Source organism: Embleya australiensis, assembly GCF_051903075.1.
In the GTDB taxonomy this organism is placed as follows: Bacteria; Actinomycetota; Actinomycetes; order Streptomycetales; family Streptomycetaceae; genus Embleya.
Window position 1 is genome coordinate 6,146,311 of record NZ_CP182422.1, and the last position, 19,449, is coordinate 6,165,759.

Genomic DNA, 19,449 nt, shown 5'->3' on the forward strand with positions numbered 1-19,449 from the left:
GGTGCGCCGGACGAATCCTGAGGTCGTTCGGCGCACTCGTCGCCGTTCGGGATCGGACCGTTCGGCATGGGGGGCGACACTCCGCGATGATGACGACCAGTGAGAACACCGCCGGCGACCGCGATCGGCACGGCGCCGCGATCGCCGTCATCGGAACCGCCTGCCGGCTGCCGGGCGCCGCCGACCCCGCCGCGTTCTGGCGGCTCCTCGCGGACGGTGTGGACGCCGTCGGCGAGGCGGGCACCGAGCGCCGGCGCGGCGCGGACCTGCGGCCCGGGGGCTACCTCGACCGGGTCGACACCTTCGACGCGGCGTTCTTCGGCATCTCGCCACGCGAGGCCGACGCGATGGACCCGCACCAGCGGCTGGCCCTCGAACTCGGGTGGGAGGCCGCCGAAGACGCCGGCCTCCTGCCCGGATCCCTCGCGGGCACCCGGGCCGGCGTGTTCGTCGGCGCGATCGCCGGCGACTGGTCCACCGTGGTGCACCGGTACGGAACCGACGCGATCACCCGGCACACCTTCACCGGTGTCGCCCGAGCGCTGATCGCCAATCGCCTGTCCTGGGCCCTGGACCTGCACGGCCCGAGCCTGACCGTCGACACCGCGCAGTCCTCCTCGCTGGTCGCGGTACACCTGGCCTGCGAGAGCCTGCGCAGCGGCGAGTCCACCGTCGCGTTCGCCGGCGGCGTGCACCTGAACCTGGCGGCGGAGAGCACCGTCGCCGCGGAACGTTTCGGCGCGTTGTCCCCGGACCACCGCTCGTTCACCTTCGACGCCCGCGCCAACGGCTTCGTACGCGGCGAGGGCGGCGCGGTGTTGCTGCTCAAGCCGCTGGACCGGGCGCTGGCCGACGGCGACCCGATCCACGCGGTGATCCACGGCAGCGCGATCACCAGCGACGGCGACACCGACGGCCTCACGGTGCCGGACGTCGGCGCCCAGACCGAGGTGCTGCGCCGCGCCGCGGCCGCCGCCGGGGTGGCGCCCGACCGGATCCAGTACGTCGAACTGCACGGCACCGGCACCCGCGTCGGCGACCCGATCGAGGCCGCCGCGCTCGGCACCGCCTACGGCGCCGGCCGCACCGACGCGGACCGGCTCGCGGTGGGCTCGGTGAAGACCAACATCGGTCACCTGGAGGGCGCTTCCGGCATCGTCGGACTGCTCAAGACGGTACTCGGAATCCGCCGACGCACGCTGCCCGCGAGCCTGCACCACACCACCGCGAACCCGGCGATCGACCCGGCCGAGAACGGACTGCGGGTGCAGACCGAAGCGGGACCGTGGCCGCACCCGGACCGGCCGCTCCTCGCGGGGGTCAGCTCGTTCGGGATGGGCGGTACGAACTGCCATGTGGTGGTGGGCGAGGCACCCGCGGTGGCGGGTGAGGCGCTCGCGCCGGCGGGCCGGGCGTCCGCACCCGACGGCCCCCGTGCGCTGGTCGCGCCCGTGGTGCCGTGGCCGCTGTCCGCCCGCGACCCGCGCGCGCTGCCCGGCCAGGCCGGCCGGCTCGCGACGGTGGACGCCGTGCCCGGGGACGTCGCACTCACCCTCGCGGCCCACCGCACCGCATTCGCCCACCGGGCGGTGCTCCTGGGCGAGGATGCGACCGAACTCCACGACGCGGCCGCCGCGTTGGCCGCCGGGCTGCCCAATGCCGGCGCGGTGACCGGCGTTGCCCACCCGCACACCTCCACCGTGTTCGTCTTCCCCGGCCAGGGATCCCAGTGGATCGGCATGGCCCGGCAACTCAGCGCCGACTCCCCGGTGTTCGCGGCACACCTGGACGCCTGCGCGGACGCGCTCGCGCCGCATGTCGACTGGTCGCCGCACGACGTCCTGCGGGACGTGCCCGGGGCACCCGGGCTCGACCGCGTCGACGTCGTACAACCCGCGCTGTTCGCCGTGATGGTGTCGCTGGCCCGCCTGTGGGAGGCGTTCGGCGTGCGCCCGGACGCGGTGATCGGCCACTCGCAGGGCGAGATCGCCGCCGCGCACATCGCCGGCGCGCTCACCCTGGCCGACGCCGCGCGCCTGGTCGCCCGGCGCAGCCGGCTCCTGGCCGGCCTCGCGCCCGGTGGTGGCATGGCCTCCATACCGCTCCCGGCCGACGAGGTGCGCGCCGCGCCCGCCGTACAGGCCGGCCGGATCGCGATCGCCGCGATCAACGGCCCCTCGTCCACCGTGGTCTCCGGTGACCGCGACGCGCTGGACACGCTGCTCGCCGACTACACCGAGGCGGGCGTCGACGTCCGGTCCATCCCGGTCGACTACGCCTCGCACTCGGCCCACGTGGAGCCGCTGCGCGTCGACCTGGCCCGCGAACTCGACGGGCTCGCACCGGTATCGAGCGACATCACGTTCTACTCCACGGTCACCGGCGGCCCGCTGGACACGGCCGGGCTCGACGCCGACTACTGGTATCGCAACCTGCGCGGCACCGTGCGCTTCGAGGACGCGGTCCGCGCCGCGCTCGCCGACGGCCGGCGCGCCTTTGTCGAGGCGAGTCCGCACCCCGTGTTGACCATGGGACTTCGGCAGATCCTCGACGGAGCCGGCGCCGAGGATGCCACCGCCACGCTGACGGTCGGCACGCTGCGGCGCGACGACGGCGGGGCACGCCGGTTGTTGACCTCGCTCGCCCAGGCGTACGTCCACGGCGTTCCCGTGGACTGGACCGCCGCGCTGCCGGCCGACGCCCGACGGACCGAACTGCCCACGTACGCCTTCCTGCCGACACCGCACTGGATCGCGGAACCGACGGCGGCGCCGTCGGGCGGGGCAGCCGGATCCGCGCGAACCGAGGGCATCGGCGCCGGTAACTCCCCGAGCGGCAACGGCGGTTCGCACCACAGCGACGACCCCGGCCGCGCCGCCCCCGACCCCCTCGTCCTCGTCCGCGCCACCGCCGCCGTCGTGCTCGGCCACGCCGGCCCCGGTGCGGTCGACCCCGATCGCACCTTCAAGGACCTCGGCTTCGACTCGGTCGGCGCGCTGGAGTTCCGCGACCGGCTGGCCGCCGCGAGCGGGACCGCGCTGTCCGCCTCGCTGACGTTCGACCACCCGACCCCCCGGGCCGTCGCCGGCCATCTCGCGCACCGCACGGCCGGCACCGTGCCCGCGGATGCCGGCGGGCCCGGGACCGGCCCGGCGCCGGCCGCGCCCGAGGACGATCCGATCGTCATCGTCGCGGCCGGCGGCCGGTGGCCCGGCGGCGCGGACACCCCCGAGGCGCTGTGGAACCTGCTCGCGACCGGCACCGACACCATCGGCCCGTTCCCGACCAACCGGGGCTGGGACCTGGACGCGCTTCACGACCCCGACCCCGAGCACGGCCGACCCGGGACGACCTACGTACGCGCGGGCGGATTCCTGCCCGCCGCCGACACCTTCGACGCGGGCTTCTTCGGGATCGGCCCGCGCGAGGCCGCCGCGATGGATCCGCAGCAGCGGCTGCTCCTGGAGACCGCGTGGGAGGTGGTCGAGCGGGCGGGCATCGCCCCGAGCACGCTGCGCGGCACCCGGGCGGGCGTCTTCGTCGGCACCATGCCGCAGGAGTACGGGCCGCGCCTGCACGAGGCATCCGAGGACCACGCCGGATACCTGCTCACCGGCGCGCTGACCAGCGTCGCGTCCGGGCGGCTCGCGTACACCCTCGGCCTGGAGGGCCCGGCGCTCACCATCGACACCGCGTGCTCGTCGTCCCTGGTCGCGCTGCACCTGGCGGCGCGTTCGCTGCGCGCGGGCGAGTGCACCCTCGCGCTGGCCGGCGGCGTCACCGTGATGTCCACGCCCGGCATGTTCACCGAGTTCAGCCGGCAGCGCGGGCTCGCCCCCGACGGCCGCTGCAAGCCGTTCGCCGCCGCCGCGGACGGCACCGCGTGGGCCGAGGGCGCGGCCCTGGTTCTCCTTGAGCGCCGCTCCGACGCGCGCCGCAACGGGCATCCCGTACTCGCCGTGCTGCGGGGCAGCGCGATCAACCAGGACGGCGCGTCCAACGGCCTGACCGCGCCCAACGGGCCCGCGCAGCAGCGGGTGATCCGCGCCGCGCTGCACGACGCCGGGCTGAGCGCGGCCGAGGTCGACGCGGTCGAGGCGCACGGGACCGGCACCACTCTGGGTGACCCGATCGAGGCCGAGGCGCTGCTGTCCACGTACGGCGCGGACCGGCCGGCCGATCGACCGCTCCTGGTCGGCTCGGTCAAGTCCAACCTCGGACACACCCAGGCCGCCGCCGGCGTCACCGGCGTGATCGCGCTGATCGAGGCCATGCGGCACGGCGAACTGCCGCGCACGCTGCACCTGGACGCACCGTCGCCGCACGTGGATTGGGCCCGGGGCGGGGTGCGTCTGCTCGCCGAGCCCACCCCCTGGCCCGATACCGACCGGCCGCGCCGCGCCGCGGTGTCCTCGTTCGGGATCAGCGGCACCAACGCGCACGTGATCCTGGAGCAGGCCCCGATCGAGGCGCCGCCGACCCCGGCGGTCCGGGACGACGCCGGGCCGTGGACGTTGTCCGCCGCGAGCGAGGACGCGCTGCCGGCCCAGGCCGCCCGGCTGCGGACACACGTGGCCGAGCGTCCCGACCTCGCGCTCGGCGACCTGGCCCTGGCCCTGGCCGGCACCCGGGACACCCTCGCGCACCGTGCGGTGATCACCGGCAACGGCCGGGACGATCTGCTGCGCGGGCTCGACGCGCTCGTCGACGGCCTCGACGCGGCCAACCTGATCGAGGGCGCCGCCCGCCCGAGCGCGCCGCTCGCCGTGCTGTTCAGCGGCCAGGGCAGCCAGCGTGTCGGCATGGGCCGCGAACTCTACGCCGCCGAACCGGTGTTCGCCCGCGCCCTGGACGAGACGCTGAAACACCTGGACGCGGCCCTCGAACGCCCGCTGCGCGACCTGATGTTCGCCGAACCGGGCAGCGCCGAGGCCGCGCTGCTCGGCGAAACCGCGTACACCCAGCCCGCGTTGTTCGCGATCGAGACCGCGCTGTACCGCCTCGCCGAGGCGTACGGAGTGCGCGCCGACCACCTGATCGGCCACTCGATCGGCGAACTCACCGCAGCCCACATCGCCGGCGTGCTCGACCTCCCGGACGCGGCCGCACTGGTCGTCGCCCGGGGCCGTCTGATGGGCCAACTGCCCGCCACCGGTGCGATGATCGCGCTCCAGGGCACCGAGGACGAGATCGCCGCCCTGATCGCCGAACACCCCACCGAGGTCGGTATCGCGGCGGTGAACGGCCCCGACTCGGTGGTGATCTCGGGTACGGCCGACCTCGTCGAAGCGCTCGCCGACCGATGGCGGGACGCCGGTCGCAAGAGCAAACGACTCCGGGTGAGCCACGCGTTCCACTCCCCGCACATGGACGCCGTGCTGGACGAGTTCCGCGCGGTGGCGGCGGGCATACGCTTCGGCGCGCCGCGCATCCCGATCGTGTCCAACCTGACCGGGGACCTTGCCGACGCCGCCGAACTCGCCGATCCGAACTACTGGGTCCGGCACATCCGCGAGGCGGTGCGCTTCCGCGACGGCATCCGCCGACTCGCCGACCTCGGCACCACCACCTTCCTCGAACTCGGCCCCGACGCCGTGCTGACCGCGCTCGCCCTGGCGAACCTGGACGACCCGTCGGCGGTCGTGGTCGCCGCGCTGCGTGCCGACCGCCCCGAACCGGCGACGTTCACCCACGCGCTGGCCCGGCTGCACGTCACCGGCACACCCGTCGACTGGAGCGCGACACCCCGCGACGGGCGCGAGATCGGCCGGGTAGACCTGCCCACCTACGCGTTCCAGCGTCGCCGGTACTGGCTGGACACGTCCCGGGCGAGCACCGACCCGACCTCGGCCGGTCTCGACCCGAGCGAACACCCGTTCCTGGGCGCGGATCTGACCCGCGCGGACGGCTCCGGCCGGGTTTGGACCGGCACGCTGTCCACCAAGAACCGACCCTGGCTCGCCGACCACGCGGTCCAGGACACGGTCCTGCTGCCCGGCACCGCCTTCGTCGACCTCGCGCTGTACGCCGCCGAACTGACCGGCGCGGGCGGCATCGGCGAACTCGTGCTGGCCGCACCGCTGGTGCTGCCCGACGCGGAGCCGGTCCGGATCGAACTCGCCGTCGGCGCCGAACAGCCGGACGGCACCCGGGCGCTGACCGTACACTCGCGGGCCGCCGACACCGAGACCTGGACCCGACACGCCACCGGCCGACTGGACCCGGCCCGGGACACGTCCCCCGCACCGAACGACACCGCGTGGCCGCCGCCCGGGGCGAGCCCGATCGACGTCGACGACGTCTACGACCGCCTTGCCGCCCTGGGCTACCACTACGGCCCGGCATTCCAGGGCCTGATCGCCGCCTGGCAGGCCGGCGACGACCTGCTCGCCGAGGTGGAACTGCCCGAACAGGTCGAGGAGATCGGCCACCGGGTCCACCCCGCGCTGCTCGACGCCGCGCTGCACGCCGTGGTGGCACTGCTGCCCGGCGCCGACCCGGCCGCGCCCACCCGGCTGCCGTTCGCCTGGGCCGGGGCCACCGCGCACATCGACGGCGCTCGCGAACTGCGGGTCCGGATCAGCCCGATCGGCCCGGACACGATCGCCCTGACCGCCACCGACGACCGGGGCACGCCGGTCGTGACGATCGACCGGCTCACGCTGCGCGCGATCCCGGCGGACCGCCTCGCGACCCGACCGGGCTCCGACCCGGGTTCGGGCCCGGACTCGGCCGCGGACTCCTGGTACCGGGTCGACTGGATGCCCGTGCCGCCGGGCGAGTCGGCGGCGGAGCACGGCCGTTGGGTCATCCTCGGCGAGCCCACCGACCCGCTCGGTCTCACCGCGCTCGCCGAAGCCGACGATCGGTCCGTGGTGTTCCACCCCGACCTCGACGCGCTGCGGGCCGCCTTGGCCGCCGGCGCGCCCCGCCCCGCCCGTGTGCTGGTGCCGTTCGCCCGGCCGATCCCGGAACTGGGCACCGTCGTGGCCACACACGCGGTCACCGAGCGGGCCGCAACGCTCCTGGGTACCTGGTTGGCCGACCCCGAACTCGGCGACATCACACCGGTCCTGATCACCCGCGAGGCGATCGCCACCCACCCCGGCGAAGATGTGCGCGACCCGACCACCGCCGGTCTGTGGGGCCTGGTCCGGGCCGCCGCCGGGGAACACCCGGGCCGGCTGCGGGTGCTCGACCTGGACACCCATCCCGACTCGCTCGCCGCGCTGCCCGCCGCACTGGCCGGCCCCGAGCCGCAACTCGCGCTGCGCGGCGGCGACATCCTCGCTCCGCGGCTGGCCCGGGTGCGCCCGGACGACGCGCTGGAGCCGCCGCGCGCCGACGAACCGTGGCGGCTCGACGTCACCGAACCGGGCACGATCGACAACGTCGCGATGCGGCCGGCCCCCGAGGCCGCCGCGCCGTTGGCGCCCGGCCAGGTCCGGATCGCGCTGCGCGCCGCCGGGCTGAACTTCCGCGACGTGCTGATCGCCCTCGGCGTCTACCCCGGCGCCGCCCGGATCGGCGCGGAGGGCGCCGGCCGGGTCCTCGAAGTCGCCCCGGACGTCACGGAACTCGCGGTCGGCGACCGGGTGATGGGCCTGCTGCCCGGTGTCCTCGGGTCCCGGGCCGTGGTCGACCACCGCCTGCTCACCCCGATCCCGACCGGCTGGACGTACGCCCAGGCCGCCACCGTCCCCGTGGCGTTCCTGACCGCCTACCACGGCCTGGTCGAACTGGCCGGGCTGCACGCCGGGGAATCGGTCCTGGTACACGCCGCCACCGGCGGGGTCGGTACCGCCGCCGTACAACTCGCCCGACACCTGGGCGCCGACGTACACGGCACCGCGAGCCCGGCCAAGTGGCCCACGCTGCGCGCCCAGGGCCTGCCCGACGAGCGCATCGCCTCCTCCCGCACCCTCGACTTCGAGGACCGCTTCCGCGACACCACCGCCGGCCGGGGCGTCGACATCGTGCTCAACGCGCTCGCCCGCGAGTTCACCGACGCCTCCCTGCGACTGCTCGCCCCCGGCGGCCGATTCGTCGAACTGGGCAAGACCGACCCGCGCGACCCGGCCCAGGTGCGCGCCGCACACCCCGGGGTCGACTACCGGGCCTTCGACCTGCTGACCCTGGACCCCGCGCACATCGCCCGCATGTTGCGAGCCCTGGCCCCGCTGTTCACGAACGGCACGCTCACCCCGCTGCCGGTCACCGCGTGGGACGCCCGACACGCGATCCCGGCGCTGCGCCGGCTGAGCCAGGCCCGCCACACCGGCAAACTCGTCCTCACCATCGCGCCCACTCCCACCCCCTTCGACCCCGCCGGCACGGTCCTGATCACCGGCGGCACCGGCACCCTCGGTGCCCTCGCCGCCCGCCGCCTGGTCGCCGAACACGGCGCCCGACACCTGCTCCTGGTCGGCCGGCACGGCCCGGCCGCCCCCGGCGCGGCCGAACTGCGCGCCGAACTGGCCGCCACCGGTGCCACGGTCGAGATCGCCGCGTGCGACGTGGCCGACCCGACCGCGCTCGCCGAGCTGCTGGCCGGCATCCCGACCGCACACCCGCTGACCGCGATCGTGCACACCGCCGGTGTGGTCGCCGACGGCGCGCTCACCGGCACCGACCCCGACCGCCTGCACGCCGTACTGCGGCCCAAGGTCGATGCCGCCTGGCACCTGCACACGCTCACCGCCGACCTGGACCTGTCCGCCTTCGTGCTCTACTCGTCCGCCGTCGGCGTACTCGGCAACCCCGGGCAGAGCGCCTACGCCGCGGCCAACACCTTCCTCGACGCGCTCGCCCACCACCGGCACAGCCTCGGCCTGGCCGCCACCTCGATCGGCTGGGGCCACTGGGCCGAGGCGGGCGGCCTGGCCGCACACCTGACCGACGTCGACCGGCGCCGGCTCGCGGGCAGCGGCCTGACCCCGATGCCCACCGACACCGCCCTCGACCTGCTCGACCGGGCCCTGGACACCCCGCTGCCCGCACCGATCGCGGCCCGCATCGACACCGGCACACTGCGCCCGGACGCGGCCGCCGGCGTACTCGCCGGCCTGACCCGCGCGGCCGGCCAGGCCCGGGTGCCCGCCCAGCGCGGCGCGGCCCGGAGCAGCCGCAAACCCGCCGTCGGCCTGCGCGATCGCCTCGCGGGTCGCCCGGTCGACGAACAGCGTCGCGAACTCCTGCTGTTCGTGCGCCAGACCGCCGCGGCCGTGCTCGGCCACGACGGACCCGCCTCCATCTCACCCGAACGCGGTTTCCTGGAAGCCGAGTTCGACTCGCTCGGCGCAATCGAGCTGCGCAACCGGATCAACGCCGGCACCGGCCTGGACCTGCCCTCCACGCTGGCCTTCGACCACCCCACCCCGATCGCGCTGGCCGAGCACCTGCGTGACCTGCTCGTCCCGGCCCCGGCCGTCCCGGAGGGCGGCCGACTGCTCGCCGAACTCGACCGCTGGCACGTGTCGTTGACCGACCTGCTGGACGCCGGGGCCGGTCCCGACGAGGGCTTTCGCACCGATGCGGTCGCCCGGCTGTACGGGCTGCTCGGCCGGCTCGGCGTCGACACCCCGGAGGATCCGACCTCGGCGGTGATCGTCCGACTCGGCGCGGGCACGGACGACGAACTCTTCGACTTCATCGACAACGAACTCGGCATCTCCTGAGCCGGCACAGCGCGCTCACCCAGGCAGGAGCAGGACCGAGCACGCCCGAGCGGCCCGCGTGGATCCACGCGGGCCGGCCGGGCACCCCGACGCGCACCACATCACGGCGAAGCCGCCGCACGGAAAAAGGCTGATACCCCATGGCGAACGAAGAGAAGCTGCGTGACTACCTGACCCGGGTGACCGCCGACCTGCACCAGGCCCGGCGCCGGTTGCGGGAGAACGAGGAGGCCCGGAACGAGCCGATCGCCGTGGTCGGCATCGGCTGCCGGCTGCCCGGGGGCGTGCGCTCGGCGGCGGACCTGTGGCGGCTGGTGGCCGAGGGCCGAGACGCGATCGGCGGCTTCCCCACCGACCGGGGCTGGGACCTGGACGGCCTCTACGACGCGGACCCGGACGCGGTCGGCAAGACGTACACCCGACAGGGCGGATTCCTGCACGACGCCGCCGAGTTCGACGCCGCGTTCTTCGGCGTGTCGCCGCGCGAGGCGCTGGCCGCCGACCCGCAACAGCGACTGCTCCTGGAGACCGCCTGGGAGGCGCTGGAGGACGCCGGGATCGACCCGGCGGCGGTCCGCGGCTCGGCCACCGGCGTCTTCGCCGGCGTGATCGCGCAGGAGTACACGCCACGCCTGTACAAGTCCACGCCCGACCGGGTCGACGGCTACGTGTTGACGGGCAGCACCACCAGCGTCGCGTCGGGCCGGATCTCGTACACCTTCGGCTTCGAGGGTCCGGCGGTGACGGTGGACACCGCGTGCTCGTCGTCGCTGGTCGCGCTGCACCTCGCAGCACAGTCGTTGCGCTCGGGCGAGTGCGACCTCGCCCTCGCGGGCGGGGCCACGGTGATGGCCTCGCCCGGGATGTTCGTCGAGTTCGCCCGCCAGCGCGGACTGTCCGCCGACGGCCGCTGCAAGGCGTTCGCCGGCGCCGCCGACGGCACCGGCTGGGCGGAGGGCGTCGGCCTGCTCGTCCTGGAACGGCTCTCGGACGCCCGTCAGGCCGGCCACCGGGTGCTCGCCGTCCTTCGGGGCAGCGCGGTCAACCAGGACGGCACCAGCAGCCAACTCACCGCCCCCAACGGCCCATCGCAGCAGCGGGTGATCCGCCGGGCACTCGCGAACGCCGGCCTGACCCCGGCCGACGTGGACGCGGTCGAGGCACACGGCACCGGCACCCGGCTCGGCGACCCGATCGAGGCCCAGGCCCTGCTCGCCACCTACGGCCGCGACCGCACGCCGGAACAGCCGCTGTGGCTGGGCTCGTTGAAGTCCAACATCGGGCACGCCCAGGCCGCCGCGGGGGTGGCCGGGGTGATCAAGATGATCGAGGCGCTGCGCCACGGCGTGCTGCCCGAAACGTTGCACGTGGACGAGCCCACCTCGCATGTGGACTGGCCGTCGGGCGGGGTGCGGTTGTTGACCGAGTCCCGGCCGTGGCCGGACGTGGATCGGCCCCGTCGGGCGGCGGTGTCGGCGTTCGGGGTGAGCGGGACCAACGCACACGTGATCCTGGAACTGCCGGACGAGGACCGGGAGGTCGCCGAGCCGCCGACGACCGTGTCGGCGCCGTCGATTCCGTGGGTGCTCTCCGCCAAGTCGGTACCGGCGCTGCGCGAGCAGGCGGCTCGACTGACCGACGTGCCCGGCGCGGCCGAGGTCGGCTTCGCGCTCGTCTCTTCCCGCTCGGTCTTCGGCGAGCGTGCCGTCGTCCTGGGCACGGACCGTACGGAACTGGATGCCGGGCTCGCCGCGTTGGCGCGCGGCGAGCAGACCCCGACCGTGGTCACCGGCTCGGCCGGCGCACCCGGCCGCACCGTCTTCGTCTTCCCCGGCCAGGGCTCGCAGTGGACCGGCATGGCCGCCGACCTGTACGCCCAGGCACCGGTGTTCGCGGCCCGCTTCGAAGAGTGCGCCAAGGCCGTCGAACCGCATCTGGACTGGTCCTTGGTCGACGTACTGACCGGGGTCGAGGGTGCGCCGTCGTTGGATCGCGTGGACGTGGTCCAGCCGGTGTTGTGGGCCGTGTTGGTGTCGCTGGCCGAGGTCTGGCGGGCCTACGGGGTCGCCCCGGACGCGCTCGTCGGGCACTCCCAGGGCGAGATCGCGGCGGCGGTGGTGGCCGGCGGGTTGTCCCTGGAGGACGGCGCCACGGTCGTCGCCCTGCGCAGCCGGGCGATCGTGGCGCTGTCGGGGCGTGGCGGGATGGCGTCGGTGGCGGAGTCGGTGGAGGTGCTTCGGGAGCGTCTCTCGGCGTGGGATGGGCGGATCTCGGTCGCGGCGGTGAACGGCCCGGGACAGGTCGTGGTGTCCGGCGAACCCGATGCCTTGGCCGAGTTGGTGGCGGCCGTGACCGACGAGGGCGGCCGGGCCCGGTTGATCCCGGTGGACTACGCGTCGCATTCGGCGCAGGTGGAGGAGATCCGGGCGCGGATCGTCGCGGATCTGGCCGGGATCGCGCCGGTGTCCGGGACGGTCCCGGTGTGGTCGACGGTGACCGGGGACTGGCTGGATACCGCCGAGATGGACGCCGCGTACTGGGCGACCAACCTGCGCGAGACCGTGCGCTTCGAGGAGGCGGTACGCGGCCTTGCCGAGGCCGATCACGGTGTGTTCGTCGAGGTGAGCCCGCACCCCGTGCTGACCGCCGCGATCCAGGACACCCTGGAGGCGGCCGGCGCGGTCGACCCGGTCGTGGTCGGCACGCTGCGCCGGGAGCAGGGCGATCTGCTTCGGCTGCACACCTCGCTCGCGGAGGCGTTCGTCCGCGGGGTGCCGGTGTCCTGGGAGGCCGCGTTCGCGTTTGCCGAGGGCACCCTGCCGCGGGTCTCGCTGCCCACCTACGCCTTCCAGCGCGAGCGGTTCTGGCTGGACACCGGCGAGCACACCGAACCGGTGGAGGCCGCGGCGGACTCGGCCTTCTGGGAACTCGTCGAGGGTGGCGACCCGGCGGGGTTGTCGGCTGCCCTCGGGGACGTGGACGGGGATCTGGCCGAGCCGTTGGGCGCGGTACTCCCGGCCCTGTCGTCCTGGTGGGAGCGGCGGCGGTCCGGCGCGGTGACGCAGTCCTGGCGACACCGGATCGTCTGGCGTCCGGTGGCCGATCCGGGGCGGTCGCGGCCGGATGGGATCTGGCTGCTCGTGGTGCCGGACGACTCGGAGGCCGCGCCGTGGGCCGACTGGTTCGGCGATGCGCTCGCGGCGGCCGGCGCCAGGGTGGTGCCGCTGGCGGTGGCCCGGGAGGACGCGGATCGTGAGGCGCTGCGGGACCGGCTGACGGACGCGGTCGCGGCGGCGGGCGGACCCGTCGCCGGAATCGTGTCGTTGCTCGCCCTGGCCGAGGGCCCGGTGCCCGGCTTCGCCGCGGTGCCGTGGGGTGCGGCGGCGACTCTGGCGCTGGTCCAGGGCCTGGGGGACGCGGGTGTGGTCGCCCCGGTGTGGGCCGTGACCGGCGGTGCGGTGTCGATCGGCGCCGAAGACCCGGTGCGGGTGCCCGAACAGGCCCAGGTATGGGGCTTCGGCGGGATCGCCGCGGCCGAACTGCCCGACCTGTGGGGCGGCTTGATAGACCTCCCGGCGCGGATCCCGACCGGGGCGGCGGCCGACCGACTGGTCGCCGTGCTCTCCGGGGCCACGGGCGAGACGGAGATCGCGGTGCGCGACGCGGCGATCTGGGCGCGCAGGCTGGTCCGGGCGACGCCGGACGCCGGCCCGGACCCGACGCCCTGGCAGCCCACCGGGACCGTGCTCGTCACCGGCGGCACCGGCGCGCTGGGCGGGCACGCGGCCCGCTGGGTGGCCGAACGCGGCGCGCCGCACGTGTTGTTGGTGAGCAGGTCCGGAGCGGACGCCCCGGGAGCGGCGGCGCTCGCGGCCGAGGTGGGCGCGTTCGGTGCCCGGGTCTCGTTCGCCGCGTGCGACGTCGGCGACCGTGCGGCGCTGGCCGACGTACTGGCCGCCATCCCGGCCGACCTGCCGCTGACCGCCGTCGTGCACACCGCCGCGGTGCTCGACGACGCGGTGATCGCCGATCTGACCCTCGATCAACTCGACCGCGTGTTGCGGGTCAAGGTGGACGGCGCCCGGCACCTGGACGAACTCACCCGCGATCTCGACCTGTCGGCGTTTGTACTGTTCTCCTCGCTCGCGGGCATCTGCGGCGTGCCGGGACAGGCCAACTACGCGCCGGGCAACGCCTATCTGGACGCGCTGGCGGCCCGCCGCCGGGCCGCCGGACTGCCCGCGACGGCCATCTCCTGGGGCCACTGGGCCGGTGGCGGCATCGCCGCACCCGAGGTGGAGGAACGACTCGGGCGCCAGGGATTGCGGATGCTCGATCCCGAACTCGCCATCCGGGTGCTGGGCCGGGTTCTCGACGCCGGCGACAGCCACCTGACGGTCTGCGACATCGACTGGGACGTGCTGTTCCGCGACCGCCGCGCCCCGCTGGTCACCGAACTGCTCGACGCGACCGGCGGCGGCACCGGTGCTCGCCCGGCCGCGCTCGACACCCCGTCCGCCGACGGCTTCGCCGCCCGACTCGCCGCGCTCGGTACGGCCGACCGCCCGCGCTTCCTCGTGGAGGCGGTGCGGGCCCAGGCGGCCGTCGTCCAGGGGCACGCGAGCCCCGCTGCCGTGGACGTCGCCAAACCCTTCCGGGATCAGGGATTCGACTCGCTGACCTCGGTGGAACTGCGCAATCGACTGTCCGCCGAGACCGGCCTGAAGTTGCCCGCGACGCTGGTCTTCGACTACCCGACCCCGAACGCGCTCGCCGAGTTCCTGCGCGGCCAACTGCTGGGCGGAGTCGAGGCGGCGGACGTGGTCGAGACGGCCTCCGGGCCGGACACCACCGACGATCCCGTGGTGATCGTCGGGATGGCCTGCCGGTTGCCCGGCGGGGTGGCCTCGCCCGCCGATCTGTGGCGCCTGGTGACGGCCGGGACGGACGCGGTGGGCGGGCTGCCCACCGACCGCGGCTGGGACGTCGAGGGGCTGTACGACCCCGATCCGGACCGGGTCGGCACGTCGTACACCCGCAACGGCGCCTTCCTGCCCGAGGCGACCGAGTTCGACGGCGCCTTCTTCGGCATCTCGCCGCGCGAGGCGCTGGCGATGGACCCGCAGCAGCGGCTGCTCCTGGAGACCTCGTGGGAGGCACTGGAGCGGGCCGGGATCGACCCGGACACGCTGCGCGGCAGCCGGACCGGGGTGTTCGCCGGCCTGGCCGGCCAGGACTACCTGCGCGACCTGACCGAGACCCCGGAGGGCCTGGAGGGCTACCTCGGCACCGGCACCGCGGGCAGTGTCGCCTCGGGCCGCATCTCGTACACCCTCGGCTTCGAGGGTCCGGCGGTGACGGTGGACACCGCGTGCTCGTCGTCGCTGGTCGCGCTGCACCTGGCGGCCCAGTCGCTGCGCTCGGGCGAGAGCGATCTCGCGCTGGCCGGCGGGGTCGCGGTGATGGCGTCGCCGAACATGCTCGTCGAATTCTCCCGGCAGCGCGCCCTGTCCGTCGACGGCAGGTGCAAGGCGTTCGCCGGCGCGGCCGACGGCACGGGCTGGGCCGAGGGCGTCGGGCTCGTGGTGTTGCAGCGGTTGTCGGACGCGCGGCGCGCGGGCCGCCGGGTGCTCGCCGTGCTGCGTGGTTCGGCGGTGAACCAGGACGGCGCGTCGAACGGTTTGACCGCGCCGAACGGCCCGTCGCAGCAGCGGGTGATCCGCGCGGCGCTGGCCAACGCCGGGTTGTCCGCCGGTGAGGTGGACGCGGTGGAGGCGCACGGGACCGGGACGACGCTGGGTGATCCGATCGAGGCACAGGCGTTGTTGGCCACCTACGGTCGGGGCCGGGACGAGGATCGGCCGTTGTGGCTGGGCTCGTTGAAGTCCAACATCGGGCATGCCCAGGCCGCCGCCGGGGTGGCCGGGGTGATCAAAATGGTGGAGGCGCTGCGGCACGGCGTGTTGCCGAAGACGCTGCACGTGGACGAGCCGACGCCGCATGTGGACTGGTCCTCGGGCGGGGTGCGCCTGCTGACCGAGGCCCGTGCCTGGCCCGAGGTGGATCGGCCCCGGCGGGCGGCGGTGTCCGCCTTCGGGGTGAGCGGGACCAACGCGCACGTGATCCTCGAACTGGCCCCGCCGGAGAGCGAGCAGGCCGACGAACGCCCGCCCGTCGACGACGTGTTCCCGTGGGTGTTGTCGGCCCGGACACCGGACGCGCTGCGGGCACAGGCCGTCCGGGCGCGGGGCGTGCTCGACGAGAACCCCGTGGATGTGGCGTTCTCGCTGGTCGCCTCGCGGGCGTCGTTCACGGAGCGCGCGGTACTGGTCGGCTCGGCGGATCGATCGGCGAACCTGGAGGCACTGGCACGCGGTGATCGCCCGACGGGCGTGGTGACCGGGACGGCCGGGCCGGTCGGCAAGACCGTGTTCGTGTTCCCGGGACAGGGCTCGCAGTGGGCCGGTATGGCGGCGGAACTTTACGGCGAGTCACCCGTGTTCGCGGCCCGGTTCGAGGAGTGCGCGACCGCGCTCGCCGAGTTCGTCGACTGGTCGCCGGTGGAGGTGTTGACCGGGGTCGAGGGTGCGCCGTCGTTGGATCGGGTGGACGTGGTCCAGCCGGTGCTCTGGGCGGTGTTGGTGTCGCTGGCCGAGGTCTGGCGGGCGTACGGGGTCGTCCCGGACGCACTCGTGGGTCACTCCCAGGGGGAGATCGCGGCGGCCGTGGTGGCCGGCGGGTTGTCGCTGCGCGACGGTGCGCGGGTGGTGGCGCTGCGGAGTCGGGCGATCGTGGCGCTGTCCGGTCGGGGCGGGATGGCCTCGGTGGCCGAGCCGCTCGTGGCGGTGCGCGAGCGGATCGCGGCCTGGGACGGGCGGATCTCGGTCGCGGCGGTGAACGGCCCCGGGCAGGTGGTGGTTTCCGGCGAGCCCGACGCGTTGGCCGAGTTGGTGGCGGCGGTGACCCAGGAGGACGGCCGGGCCCGGCTGATCCCGGTGGACTACGCGTCGCATTCGGCGCAGGTGGAGGAGATACGCGCCCGGATCGTCGCCGATCTGGCCGGGATAGTGCCGGTTTCCGGAACGATTCCGGTCTGGTCGACGGTCACCGGGGAGTGGCTGGACACCGCGGAGATGGACGGCGCGTACTGGGCGACCAACCTGCGCGAGACCGTGCGCTTCGAAGAGGCGATTCGGGGCCTGGCCGCCACCGGGCACGGGGTGTTCGTCGAGGCGAGTCCGCACCCCGTGCTGACCGCCGCGATCGAGGCCACGCTCGACGAGGTCGGCGTGGAACACCCTGTTGTGGTGGGCACGTTGCGGCGCGACCAGGGTGGCGCGGAGCGCCTGTACACCTCGCTTGCCGAGGCATTCGTGCGCGGGGTCGCGGTCGACTGGACGGCCGGCTTCGCCGGGGTTGGGGCGCGGGTCGTCGAACTGCCCACCTACCCGTTCGAGCGCAGGCGGTATTGGATTCGGGACAGCGAACAGGGGGTCTCGGCGACCGGTTCCGCGTCGGCGTCGACGGCGTCGATCGACGTCGCGTTCTGGGACCTGGTGGAGCGTGGCGATCGGGTCGAACTGGCGGCGGCGCTCGGGGCGGACGCCTCGGCCGAGTCGTTGGGCGAGGTATTGCCCGCGTTGTCGTCGTGGTGGGACCGGCGGCGCTCGGACGCCACGATCGACGCGTGGCGGCACCGCATCGTCTGGCGCCCGGTCGGCGGCACCGGGCCCGGCAGGCTCGCCGGCACCTGGCTGCTCCTGGTCCCGGAGGCGGAGGCCGCGACGGCCTGGGCGGACTTCCTGACGGCGGTCCTGACGGCCGCCGGGGCCCGGGTGGAGCCGATCCCGGTGGCGCGTGGAGCGGGTGAACGGGCCGCGCTGCGGGACCTGGTGGCGGGACCGCGCGGGCCGATCGCCGGCGTGCTCTCGTTGTTGGCGCTCGCCGACGGCACGGCGCCCGGGTTCGACGCGGTGCCGTGGGGCTCGGCGGCCACCGTCGCGGTGGTCCAGGCGCTGGACGACGCCGGGGTGTCGGCGCCGCTGTGGGTGGCGACCGACGGTGCGGTGTCCGTCGAGGCGGGGGATCCGGTACGGGTACCCGAGCAGGCGCAGGTGTGGGGCTTCGGCGGAGTCGTCGCGGCGGAGAGTCCCGGGTCGTGGGGCGGCCTGGTCGACCTGCCGGGCGAGTACCCGACCGGGGATGCCACGGCACCGGTGTGGACGCGACTGACGGCCGTGCTGGCCGGGGCGGCGGACGAGAAGGAGGTGGCGGTACGGGCGAGCGGGCTTCGGGGCCGCCGACTCGTGCGTGCGCCGCTCGGCCCGGCGCGGCCGGCCGCGACCTGGCGGCCGTCCGGCACGGTGTTGATCACCGGGGGCACCGGCGCGCTCGGCGGACACGTCGCCCGCTGGGTGGCCGAACGCGGCGCGGAGCATGTGTTGTTGGTCAGCCGCAGTGGCGCGGACGCGCCCGGCGCGGCGCGGCTCGCGCAGGAGATCACCGCGCTCGGCGCCGAGGTCTCGTTCGCCGCGTGCGACGTGGCCGATCGAGCCGCGCTGGCGGCCGTACTGGACCGGGTCCCGGATCCGTTCCCGCTGACCGCGGTGCTGCACGCGGCGGCGATCCTGGACGACGCGGTGATCGGGGACCTGACTCCGGAGCAGCAGCAGCGGGTGTCGCGGGTCAAGGTGGACGGCGCCCGGCACCTGGACGAACTCACCCGCGATCTCGACCTGTCGGCATTCGTGCTGTTCTCCTCGGTGGCCGGGATCTGCGGCGTGGCCGGGCAGGGCAACTACGCGCCGGGCAACGCCTATCTGGACGCGCTGGCGGCCCGCCGCCGGCAGGCCGGGCGGGTCGCCACCTCGGTGTCCTGGGGACACTGGGCCGGCGGCGGGATCGCCGCGCCGGAGATCGAGGAACGGCTGGGCCGACAGGGTCTGACCATGCTCGACCCGGCCCGCGCGGTGCAGGCGCTCGGACACGTCCTCGACGCCGACGAGAGCCACCTGACGGTCTGCGACATCGACTGGGACGTGCTGTTCCGGGACCGGGCACACCCCCTGGTCGCCGAGCTGCTTCGGGTGCCGGCGGCCGGATCGGCCGCGACGCACGGTGCCGCCGGTGCCGAGACGCCCGCGAGCAGGCTGACCGCAATGCTCGCCGAACTCCCCGAGGAGCAGCGCCGTCCGCATCTGGTCGACCTGGTCCGGACCCAGGCGGCGATCGTGCACGGGCACGCCTCGGCCGCCTCGGTCGAGGCCGGAAAGCCGTTCCGGGACCAGGGATTCGACTCGCTGACCGCCGTCGAACTGCGCAATCGGCTGACCGCCGAGACCGGTCTGAAATTGCCCGCGACGCTGGTCTTCGACCACCCGACCCCGAACGCGCTCGCCGAGTTCCTGCGCGGCGAACTCGTGCCGCGGACCATCGTGGACGCCGAGACCGTGCGGGCCGAGATCGACCGTCTGGAGGCGCTGCTCGCGCACGCGGCCGGCGACCCGGCCGTTGATCCGGCCGAACACGCGGCCTCGGCCGAGCGGTTGACCACGATCGCCGCCCGCTGGGCCGCCGCCGCGGCGCCCGGCGCCGGGCCCGACGGCCCGGAAGTCGGCGCGATCGACGACGAGATCGACGCGGCCACCGACGCCGAACTCATCGAATTCATCGGCAAGCAGTTCGGCATCTCCTGATCCGCCGGCATTCCCCGACCCGCCGGTAGCTCCCGACCGGCCGGTCCACGCGAAAGGCACAACCACCATGAGCGACC

2 protein-coding genes are annotated in these 19,449 nt (G+C 74.9%); both read left to right on the forward strand.

Features of this window, described 5'->3' with window-relative positions:
- Positions 1 to 89: 89 nt before the first annotated feature.
- Complete coding sequence (locus tag ACMXN5_RS26615; protein WP_439677340.1) at positions 90 to 9,677, forward strand: type I polyketide synthase; 9,588 nt, start codon at positions 90 to 92, stop codon at positions 9,675 to 9,677.
- Positions 9,678 to 9,817: 140 nt separating this feature from the next.
- The gene (locus ACMXN5_RS26620; protein ID WP_439677341.1) at positions 9,818 to 19,372 is read left to right on the forward strand and encodes a type I polyketide synthase; all 9,555 of its coding nucleotides are present in this window, start codon (positions 9,818 to 9,820) and stop codon (positions 19,370 to 19,372) included.
- Positions 19,373 to 19,449 lie beyond the last annotated feature (77 nt).

Bases quoted from the DNA above. Each gene is read 5' to 3' on its own strand.
- ACMXN5_RS26615 (WP_439677340.1), top strand. From the start codon at position 90: ATGACGACCAGTGAGAACACCGCCGGCGACCGCGATCGGCACGGCGCC.
- ACMXN5_RS26620 (WP_439677341.1), top strand. From the start codon at position 9,818: ATGGCGAACGAAGAGAAGCTGCGTGACTACCTGACCCGGGTGACCGCC.